A 10,327-nucleotide genomic window follows, 5' to 3' on the forward strand; every position below is an offset into this window, starting at 1 on the left:
GTGCCAGCGAGATCAGCACCAGGAACACCGCCATCGCCGCCGCGAAAGGCATGTTGGACTGGTAGATCGCCTGGTCGGTGATCAGCACCGAGAGCGTCCAATGCTGCGGCCGCCCGAGGATCTGCGGCAAAAGATAGGAGCCGAGCGCGAAGACGAAGACCATGATCAGCGTCGCCACGATGGTGTTCCTGAGCGCCGGCGCGACGACGTTGAAGAAGGCCCTGACCGGCGAGGCGCCGAGCGTGCGCGCCGCCTCCAGCAAGGTCGGGTCGAGACGGACAAGCGCCGGGTAAAGCACCAGGATCGTGTAGGGCAGCGCCTGATAGACCATGCCGGTCAGCACCGCACCGAAGGTCGGCAGCAGCGCCACCGGCTTGTCCATCAGCCCGATCGCCACCAGAAGGTTGGTGATGCCGGCAGTGCGCGAGAACAGCGTCGACCAGGCAAAGCCGATGATGACCTCCGACAGCGACAGCACCGACAAGAGGCCGACCAGCCACAGCGTCTGCACGCGGCGCGGCCGCCGGGTCAAAAGGTAGGTGAAGGGAAAGCCGATCGCCACGCAGCAGACGGCGACCAGCACCGCCAGCATCAGCGAGAAGCCGAGCACGCCGCCGAAGAAGGTCGACAGGAAGCGGGCGTAATTGTCGATGACGAAATCCGGCGTGTAGAAGCCGGACGGATTGCGCTTGAAGAAGCTGACCGCGATCATCGTCGAGAACGGAATGACGAAGAAGACGATCAGCATCAGGCCGGGAAAGAACAGCGGCGTGTAGTCGGCTAGCGACCTGGGGGCTTCGCGTCTCATGAGCCGAGCACCACGCAGCTTTCCGGCGGCAGCACGACGCCGACCTTGGCGCCGACCGGCACGTCGTGCCTTTCGCGCGGGGTCGTCACCGCGACGATGCTGGTGTTGCCCACCTCGATGAAGGTCTCGATCGTGCCGCCGAGATCGCGCACGAAGCTGACCTGGCCGGTGATGGCGCCCCCGGCAGGCTCGCCGATATGCACATCCTCGGGACGGATCGACACCGAAGCCTTGGTCATGCCGGCCGGCATGGCGAGGCCCGGAATGGCGGTGCCGAGGATCGTCGTGCGCCCGGCACTGTCGACTTCCGCCGGCAACAGATTGGTGATGCCGATGAAGTCGGCGACGAAGGCGTCGGCCGGCTTGCGGTAGATTTCGATCGGCGGCGCCGCCTGCAATATCTTGCCGTGGCCCATGACGACGACGAGGTCGGCCATGGTCATCGCCTCGCGCTGGTCGTGGGTGACGACGATGGTGGTGATGCCGAGGCTCTGCTGCAGCTGGCGCAGTTCCACTTGCATCGCCTCGCGCAGTTTGGCGTCGAGCGCCGAAAGCGGCTCGTCGAGCAGGAACAGTTTCGGCGACAAAGCGAGCGCGCGGGCGATCGCCACGCGCTGGCGCTGGCCGCCCGACAGCTTCGCCACCGGACGGTCGGCAAAGCCCGGCAGGTGGATCAGCGTCAGCAGTTCGTCGACCCGCTTCTTCTGCTCTTCCCTGGAGGCGCCGCGGATGCGCAGCGCATAGGAGATGTTGTCGCCGACCGAAAGATGCGGAAACAGCGCCAGCGACTGGAACACCATGCCGAGATTGCGCTTGTGCGTCGGCAGCGGCGTGATGTCCTCGCCATCGAGCACGATGGCGCCGCTGGTCGGTTCCTCCAGCCCGGCGATCATGCGCAGCAGCGTGGTCTTGCCGCAGCCCGACGGGCCGAGCAGGCAGACGAACGTGCCGTGCGGCACGTTGAGCTGGACATTGTCGACGGCGGCGAAGACGCCGAATTTCTTGGTGATGGCGTTTATGTTCAATCCGGACATGCTCACCCCTCTCTCAGGACGTTGCACCGCAAGGGCCGCCGGGCAGATGCCCGGCGGCCGGTTTCAGCTGGTGCTTAGCCGACGATCAGCTCGGTCCACTTCTGGTTGATCCAGTCGGCCTTGGACGTATAGAGATCGTAGCGCGGGATGATCGGCTCGATGTCCGACGACACGGCGGCGAACTCCTCCGGCTTGAGGTCGAGCACCTCCTTCTTCAAGGTCGGCGTGGTGCCGACCTTGCGCGACATCACGCCCTGCATCGAAGGCTGGCTCATGAAGTCGATGAAGGCGTGCGCTTCCTCGACCTTGGTCGAGGCGCGCGACAGCACCCAGTTGCCGGAATCCTGGATGCCGCCTTCCTTCGGGAAGGTCGACCGGACATGGAAGCCGTCGGCGGCTGCAAGCCCGGTGACGTCGTGGTAGTACTGGCCCATCGGGATCTCGCCCGACTTCAGCGCCTGCTCGAACTGCGCCTCGTCGCGATACCACAGCCGGACATTCGGCTTGAGCTCGGCGAGCTTCTCGAACGCCTTGTTCAGCCCGTCTTCGGTGTCGAGCGCGTTGGTGCCACCCATGAAGGTCTTGGCCGTTACTTCGAGCAGGAACGAGTTGGAGGCGAGCGCCAGCAGGCCGAGCTTGTCCTCGTTGGCCTTGTCCCAGAGTGCTGCCCACGAGGTCGGCGCGTCCTTGTAGACGTCGGTGTTGGTGACCAGCGTGATCCACCAGGCCACCGCGCCGATGCCGGCGACGCGGCCGTCCGGATATTTGTTGATGAAGCGGGGCAGGAGGTCGCCATAGTGCTTGAACTTCGAGGTGTCGAGCGGCGTCCACAGTTCGGTCGACTGGCCCTTCAGCGTCGAGGTCTGCGACATCATCGAAAGGTCGGCCGGCGCCTGTCCGGCCTTGGCCGCCTGCTCGAGCTGCACCAGCCAGGCCTCGCCGGTCGGCTCGGCGACCGATTCCACCGCGATGCCGGTTGCCTTGGTGAATTCCGGAAAGACATGCTCGTCGAACGATTTCTTGAAATAGCCGCCATAGACGCCGACCTTCAGCGACTTGTCCTGCGCCCGCAGCACCGCGGGCATGGCGAGCACGCCGGCGGCGGCCAGGCCGGCGCCAAGCACGCCGCGCCGGGTGATGGGTGTTGCGATCAGTCTGTTCATCTCAATTCTCCTCTGTTTGTGCCGGTTGTCCGGCGGGTTCCCTTGGTTGCGTTTCTCCGCCGTCAGGCGGATCAGTGTGCCGCCGCTCGTTGCTCGAGCGCGCGGGCGTATTGCGTCAGTGGAAAGCACATGACGAAGAAGATCAGCGCCACCAGTCCGTAGACGGTGAACGGTTCGAAGGTCGCGTTGTTGATGGCGTTTGAGGTCCTGACCAGTTCCTCGAAGCCGATGATCGAGGTCAGCGCCGTCGACTTGATGAGCTGCACCAGGAACCCGACGGTCGGCGCGCGGGTGATCGAGAACGCCTGCGGCAGGATGATCAGCCTGAGCTCCTGCAGGTAGTGCAGCCCGAGGCTGGCGCCGGCATCCCACTGGCCGCGCGGCAGCGCATCGACGCCGCTGCGCCAGATCTCGGCCAGATAGGCGCTGGCGAAGAAGGTGAGGCCGATCGCCGCCGCCGTCCATGGCTCGATGCGCAGCCCGAGCATCGGCAGGCCGAAGAACATCAGGAAGAGTTGCATCAAGAGCGGCGTTCCCTGGAATAGCGCGATGTAGCCGGAGGCAATCCGCCGGGTCCATTTGGTCTTGGCGATGCGCAAGAACAGCACGGCCAGGCCGACCAGCGCGCCGCCGACGAAGGCGGCGAGCGACAACAGCACCGTCCAGCGCGCGGCGAGCAGCAGGTTGCGCAATATGTCCCAGAAGGTGAACTCGATCATGACACGCCGGCTCCCAGAACACGGCGCCCGCCGCCGACCAGCAGCCGGCGCAGCCCCATCGACAGGCCGAGATAGACCAGCGTCACCACGAAATAGGTCTCGAAGGCGCGGAAGGTGCGTGCCTGCAGCATATCGGCCTCGTAGGTCAGTTCCCGCACCGCGATTTGCGACACCACGGCCGATTCCAGCATCATGATGACGATCTGGCTGGTCAGCGCCGGATAGATCACCTTCAGCGCCTGCGGCAGCACGATCTTGACGAACACCAGGCGAGGCCTGAGCCCAAGCGCCAGTGCGGCTTCCGTCTGCCCGCGCGGCACCGCGTCCAGCCCGGCGCCGACGATCTCGATCGTGTAGGCCGCCATGTTGAGCGTCATCGCCAGCATGGCGGCCAGGATCGGATCGAGCCTTATGCCGAGGCTGGGCAGGCCGAAGAAGATGAAGAACAGCTGCACCAGGAACGGCGTGTTGCGCATCACCTCGACATAGGCCGCGATCGCCAGCCGGAGCGGCTTCGGGCCGTTTCTTTTGCCGGCGGCGCCGAGGATGCTGAGGAATGTTCCCGCCAGCGTGGTGACGGCGATCAAAAGGATCGTCGTCGCCGCGCCGCGCGCGATCGCGCCTACCGCACCCGCAAGCCAACCGAAGTCGAGGCTGTAGCCCATGGCAATGCCCCCTGCTGTCCCAGGATCAGTCCTTGAGGTTGTCGGGGTTGAGCGGCGTCTTCAGCCAGGCCTTCGAACTCTCGTCCAGCTTGCCGTCGGCCAGCATCTTGGCGACGGCGTCGTTGATCGCCTGCTTCAGCCGGTCCTCGTTCTTGTTGAGGCCGATATGCGAGGGCGAGGTGAGCAGCTGGAACTTCTGCTCCGGCTGCAGCGCATCCTGCTTGGCCAGAACCTGGGCGCCGACATCGTTGCCGACCACCATCAGCTGGGTCTGGCCGGAGATGAAGGCCTGGATGACGGAGTTGTAGTTGTCGAAGCGGCGGATGTCCGCCGAGGCCGGTGCCGCTTCGGTCAGCGAGGTGTCCTCCAGCGTGCCGCGATTGACGGCGATCGACTTGTCGGCAAGGTCCTCCTTGCCTTTGACGGCAAGCGCGGCCGGACCGATGACGGCGATGTAGTAGGGAGCGTAGGCGGCGGCGAAGTCGATCACCTCGGCGCGCTCCTTCGAGTAGCCGACGCTCATCAGGAAGTCGACGCGCTTGTCGGTGAGATAGGGAATGCGGTTCTGGCCGGTGACGCTGACGAGGTTCAGCTTTACCTTCAGGGAGTCGGCGATGGCCTGCGCCACGTCGATGTCATAGCCCTTGATGCTCATGTCGGCGCTGGCCGAGGAGAAGGGCGGGAAGTCGGAGAAGATGCCGACATTGATGGTGCCGGCCTTGGTGATGTCGTCGATGGCGTCGGCCCTGGCCGCCTGCGAGGCGAGGCCGGCGGCGCCGAGCATCAGCATTGCCGTGATGGCGGATTTCAGCGTGGTGCGAAGTGTCATTTTAGTTCCCCTTCTGGAAGCTTGTTGTTGAAACCGGCCGCCGGCTCCAGCGCGGCGGCCGTATTGGTCTGGCGCAGCCTCAGCCTTTCTTGATGGCCGGGCTGAACACCATCAGGCTCAGGATCTCGAACAGGACCTGGGCGCCGACATGGGCGGTGTTGGTGGTCGCGTCGTATTGCGGCGCCACCTCGACGACGTCGCCGCCGACGATGTTGAGGCCCTTGAGGCCGCGCAGCAGTTCGAGCACCTCGCGCGTCGTCAGCCCGCCGACTTCCGGCGTGCCGGTGCCCGGCGCGAAGGCCGGATCGACGCTGTCGACGTCGAAGGAAATGTAGGTCGGCCCGTCGCCGACGATCTTGCGCGCCTTCTCGATGATGGCCGGCATGCCCAACCCGGTCACTTCCTCGGCGTGCACGACCGTCATGCCGGACTCGTAGGAGAACTCCCACAGATACTCGGCCGAGCCGCGGATGCCGATCTGGATGGTGCGCGAGGGATCGAGCACGCCGTCCAGCACCGCGTTGCGGAACGGCCCGCCATGGTGGAACTTGGTCAGGTCGAACAGGCCGCTGGTGTCGCAATGGGCATCGATATGGATCATGCCGACCGGTGCCTTCTTGCCGACCGCCTTCAGGATCGGATGGCTGATCGAGTGGTCGCCACCGACCGAGAGCGGGATGACGCCGGCGTCGACGATCTGGTTGGCTCGGCGCTCGATGTCCTCATGGCTGGTCTCCAGCCGGTAGCGGCTCTGGAACGGCACGTCGCCGATGTCGGCGACGCGAAGCTCATGCGTCGGCGCGCACTCCAGCACATGGTTGTAGGGGCCGATGCGCTCGATGGCGCGCAGCGCGCGCGGTCCGAAGCGCGAGCCCGGCCGGTTGGTGACGCCGAGATCCATCGGCACGCCGATCATCGCCACCTGCAGATCCCCGAAATCCGGCTTGTCGGCGGCCACCTCGCGGTAGGGCGCGGTGAGGAAGGTCGGGATGCCGGAATAGGGCGCCAGCCTGGTGCCCGACTTGGAGAAGATCTTATCGGCGACCTTGCGGAACTTCGGGTCGAACATCTCGCCGCCATGGCCCTCGCCATACTTGCGACGCAACGCTTCAAGTTTGCCGCGATCGTAACCCATGTCGGTCTCCTCCGTCTGGCTGGTAGTGAAGCAACACCTATGATGCTGACCGCCATCCGGCCGGACCGCGGTCCCGCCCTGGCTGCCTGCAGATTTCACGTCTTGATGATGTTCCGGGACAAAGTTTCCGGCAGCTCCATTGAAAAATCAATTGATATTGTTAGGGTGTTTGTTGTGAGAAAATCTCACACTACTTGAGTGCACCATGGCCAAGCGTCTGCCCCCGCTGAATCCGCTGCGCGCCTTCGAGGCCACGGCCCGCCATGCCTCGCTGACCAAGGCTGCGGCGGAGCTGAATGTCACGCACGGCGCCGTCAGCCACCAGATCAAGGCGCTCGAGCAGTCGCTCGGCGTCAAGCTGCTCGAGCGCGCCGGCCAGCGGGTGAAGCTGACGCCGCACGGCGCCGAGCTTCTGCCGGCGGTGTCGAGCGCCTTCGACGGCATCGCCGCCGCCACGCAGCGCATGACGCGGCCGGCCAGCGCCGGCAAGCTCTCAATATCCTGCGTGCCGGCGCTGCTGCTCTTGTGGATGACGCCGCGATTGGGCTCGTTCACCGCGCAATATCCCGACATCCAGCTCACCTTGCTTCCCTCCAACGACGCCAGGGACATCCGCGCCCCGCATATCGATGTCTGCGTGCACTATGGCGATGGCAGCTGGAGCGATTGCTGGATGCGCAAATGGTCCGGCCTCGAACTGTTCCCCGTGGTCAGTCCGACGCTGATCAACAACCGCCCGATCCGCACCGTTCGCGATCTCGCCGACCATGTCATCCTGCATGGCGACGACGGCCGCGAATGGCACACCTGGCTGGCCGCCGCCGACGCGCTGGACCTGGAGCGCGGCCGCCGCCATCATTTGGGCGACGCGCGCACCGCGACCGAGGCCGCCGTGCATGGCCATGGCGTCGCGCTCGGCGATTCCGTCACCGCGAGCACGCTGCTGGCCAGGGGCCTGCTGGTCGCGCCGTTCAGCCTGTCGGTGCCGGCGGTCGACGACTTCTACGTCGTCTGCCGCAACGAGATGAGGTCGACGCCGATCGTCCAGCTCTTCATCGACTGGCTGTTCGCCGAGAAGGAACAGGCCGACGGCCGCGCCGACGCGCCGGTCGCGGGGCGCATCGGCAGCCGTCGGAAGCGCCCGGCGCTGAGGGTGATCGGCGCCAGGACGGCGTCCTGACGGCTGGACCGGGGCGACTTCTTTTTGTCGGGCCAGCCCGCAAAGCGGGAGGCGTTGCCGAAAATTCAATGCTAAGAGGCTGGGGTGAAGCAGTTCCAGGAAAAGCGGCCGGAATTGCGCAAGCAAGCGCTAGAGTGAGCAGCGAAGGCGACAGGACGAGATGGCAAAGACCGATATTGCGCGGCGCGTCTACAACCACACCTGGAAGCTGGACCCGATCGTCCGCAGCCTGCTCGACACCGATTTCTACAAGCTTCTGATGCTGCAGATGATCTGGGGCATGTATCCCAAGGTCGAAACCACTTTCTCGCTGATCAACCGCACAACCTCGGTGCGCCTCGCCGACGAGATCGACGAGCAGGAACTGCGGGACCAGCTCGACCACGCCCGCACCTTGCGCTTCTCCAAGAAGGAGATGATCTGGCTCGGCGGCAACACCTTCTATGGCCGCAAGCAGATCTTCGAGCCGGAATTCCTTGCCTGGCTGGAGGATTTCCAGTTGCCCGAATACGAGCTGTCCAAGCGCGACGGCCAGTACGAGCTCTCCTTCAGCGGTCCCTGGATGTACACGACCCTGTGGGAGATCCCGGCGCTGGCCATCATCAATGAACTGCGATCGCGCGCGGCCATGCGCGCCTTCGGCCCGTTCGCGCTCGACGTGCTCTATGCCCGCGCCAAGGCCAAGATGTGGGCAAAGACCGAGCGGCTGAAGGCGCTGCCGGGCATCCGCATCTCCGATTTCGGCACCCGCCGCCGCCACTCCTTCCTGTGGCAACGCTGGTGTGTGGAAGCCTTGAAGGAAGGCATCGGCCAGGCCTTCACCGGCACCTCCAACGTCCTGCTTGCCATGGACAACGACCTCGAGGCGCTCGGCACCAACGCACATGAGCTGCCGATGGTGTTTGCCGCCCTCGCCAATTCGGAAGAGGAGCTCAAGCAGTCGCCCTACAAGGTGCTGCAGGACTGGCAGCGCTACTATGGCGGCAATTTGCTGATCGTGCTGCCGGACGCGTTCGGCACCGCATCCTTCCTGCGTGACGCGCCGGACTGGGTCGCCGACTGGACCGGCTTCCGCCCCGACAGCGCGCCGCCGATCGAGGGTGGCGAGAAGATCATCGAGTGGTGGCGCGAGAGGGGCAAGGACCCCAGGCAGAAGCTGCTGATCTTCTCCGACGGGCTCGAGGTCGAGACGATCGAGGAGACCTACCGCCACTTCCGCGGCAAGGTGCGCATGTCTTTCGGCTGGGGCACCAACCTCACCAACGATTTCGAGGGCTGCGCGCCGACCGAAACCAACAGCCTGGATGCCATCTCGCTGGTCTGCAAGGTCACCGAGGCCAATGGAAGGCCTGCGGTCAAGCTCTCCGACAATCCGGCCAAGGCGACCGGGGACTTGAAGGAGATCAAGCGCTACCTGAGGATATTCGGCGAGAAGGACCGGGTGAGGCAGCTGGTCAAGGTTTAAAGGCTGCGCCTGTGGCCTGTGCTGATCCCGCATCGTCAAGCGAGATTGCAAGGCTCGATATGCCGAGTTTCTTCGCGCCCCCCTCTGTCGTGCCGGACATCTCCCCCACTGAGGCTGCTTTCCTCTCCCTCCGGAGGGGGGAGAGGTGGCGCCGCGAAGTGGCGACGGAGTGGGGGAACCACCTGGCAACCGCCGCAACGGGCATAGGAAAGAGGATCGCTTGCACGCGTCGTCCTGACCCGCGCCAGGGTCGACCCCCACTCCGTCGAGCTACGCTCGACACCTCTCCCCCGATCGACGGGGGAGAGGAAGGGTGCCAAGCCATCCGAGCAGGCGCCACTTCTCAATTGCAGACGCTTGCCTCTGAAGATAGTGCGATCTCCCCCCAAGTGGGGGAGATGTCCGGCAGGACTGAGGGGGACGCCGTAGGGCGCGAACCTTCGCGATTGGCTCTCGCAGCAGCCTTCGCATCCCTCCCCACTTCCGCCTTCGCCCACGCCTCAGATCGCGGCCATGTCCTCCTCCTTCCCACCGGCTATTACGTCGCCGGCGGCGCGCTCGCCGTCGCCGTCAGCTTCCTCGTCCTGGCCCTGCTACCGCCGGAAGCGCTCGATCGCTTCTGGCGCCGGCGCCTGCCGCTCTTTGCCCTCGGTGACGCCTCTCGCACGATCGTCAGCGCGATATCTTTTGCCGGCTTCGCAATCCTCCTTGCCGCCGGCCTGTTCGGCAGCCGCGATCCACTGTCCAACCCGCTGCCGCTCGTCATATGGACGCTGCTCTGGGTGGGCTTGGCTTTGTTGCAGGGCGCGCTCGGTGATCTCTGGTCGTGGCTGAACCCCTGGTACGGACCGTGGCGGGTCGTCAGCCGCCTGATCGGACGCGGCGGTGAACAGGACGGACGCTTGCCCGCATGGCTAGCCTGCTGGCCGGCCGTCGGGCTGTTCTTCGCCTTCGCCTGGTTCGAGTTGATCGACCCGGCGCCCGACGACCCGGCCCGGTTGGCATACGCCGCCGGCCTCTACTGGCTGCAGAACTTCATCCTGATGCTCGTCTTCGGCCATCGCGAATGGAGCCGGCGCGGCGAGTTCCTGAGCGTGTTCTTCGCCATGGTCGCGCGCTTTGCTGTTGTTGAGCGCGATGCGAAGTGCCTCCTCAGTCTCTGCTGGCCGGGCGCCAAACTGCTCTCCGCCGAGCCGTTGCCGACAGCCGGCATCGCCTTCCTGCTGCTTGCGCTGTCCTCGGTCTCCTTCGACGGCCTGTCGAAGACCTTCTTCTGGCTCGGCTTGTTCGGCGTCAATCCGCTGGAGTTTCCCGGGCGCACCGCGCTGA

The 10,327-nt window shown here is 65.2% G+C and carries 9 protein-coding genes and 1 pseudogene; 3 read left to right on the forward strand and 7 right to left on the reverse strand.

Annotation, left to right across the window (positions count from 1 at the left end; translation table 11 throughout):
• The 7 genes from EN780_RS18555 to speB form a co-directional block, all read right to left on the reverse strand.
• A partial coding sequence (locus tag EN780_RS18555) for an ABC transporter permease (protein WP_133372642.1) occupies nt 1-808 on the reverse strand: 808 nt, incomplete at its 3' end.
• Nucleotides 805-1,842, reverse strand: coding sequence for an ABC transporter ATP-binding protein (locus EN780_RS18560; protein WP_128274947.1), 1,038 nt, complete (start codon nt 1,840-1,842; stop codon nt 805-807). The genes EN780_RS18555 and EN780_RS18560, both read right to left, overlap by 4 nt.
• 74 nt (nt 1,843-1,916) lie before the next feature.
• Nucleotides 1,917-3,005, reverse strand: a complete 1,089-nt coding sequence (locus EN780_RS18565) for an extracellular solute-binding protein (RefSeq protein WP_127285607.1) — start codon at nt 3,003-3,005, stop codon at nt 1,917-1,919.
• Between the two features lie 71 nt (nt 3,006-3,076).
• Nucleotides 3,077-3,724 (reverse strand): amino acid ABC transporter permease, encoded by a 648-nt coding sequence (locus tag EN780_RS18570; RefSeq protein ID WP_127309073.1) that lies wholly within the window; start codon nt 3,722-3,724, stop codon nt 3,077-3,079.
• Nucleotides 3,721-4,389: an amino acid ABC transporter permease gene (locus tag EN780_RS18575; protein ID WP_127285606.1), complete on the reverse strand. Its 669-nt coding sequence runs from the start codon at nt 4,387-4,389 to the stop codon at nt 3,721-3,723. The genes EN780_RS18570 and EN780_RS18575 overlap by 4 nt, the downstream gene beginning before the upstream one ends.
• Nucleotides 4,390-4,414: 25 nt before the next feature.
• Complete coding sequence (locus EN780_RS18580; protein WP_127285605.1) at nt 4,415-5,218, reverse strand: transporter substrate-binding domain-containing protein; 804 nt, start codon at nt 5,216-5,218, stop codon at nt 4,415-4,417.
• 79 nt (nt 5,219-5,297) lie between these two features.
• Nucleotides 5,298-6,353, reverse strand: coding sequence for an agmatinase (gene speB / locus EN780_RS18585; protein ID WP_127309075.1), 1,056 nt, complete (start codon nt 6,351-6,353; stop codon nt 5,298-5,300).
• A gap of 205 nt (nt 6,354-6,558) precedes the next feature.
• Between speB and gcvA the strand changes: the two genes are divergently transcribed.
• From gcvA to EN780_RS18600, 3 genes and pseudogenes are all read left to right on the forward strand, one after another.
• Nucleotides 6,559-7,533 (forward strand): transcriptional regulator GcvA, encoded by a 975-nt coding sequence (gcvA, locus tag EN780_RS18590; RefSeq protein ID WP_127309076.1) that lies wholly within the window; start codon nt 6,559-6,561, stop codon nt 7,531-7,533.
• Between the two features lie 160 nt (nt 7,534-7,693).
• Nucleotides 7,694-8,998: a nicotinate phosphoribosyltransferase gene (pncB, locus tag EN780_RS18595; RefSeq protein WP_128274948.1), complete on the forward strand. Its 1,305-nt coding sequence runs from the start codon at nt 7,694-7,696 to the stop codon at nt 8,996-8,998.
• Between the two features lie 398 nt (nt 8,999-9,396).
• Nucleotides 9,397-10,327 (forward strand): annotated as a pseudogene (locus tag EN780_RS18600) (hypothetical protein); the annotation flags it as partial.

Origin of the sequence: Mesorhizobium sp. M4B.F.Ca.ET.089.01.1.1 (genome assembly GCF_004022605.1) — a bacterium.
Taxonomy (GTDB): Bacteria; Pseudomonadota; Alphaproteobacteria; order Rhizobiales; family Rhizobiaceae; genus Mesorhizobium; species Mesorhizobium abyssinicae.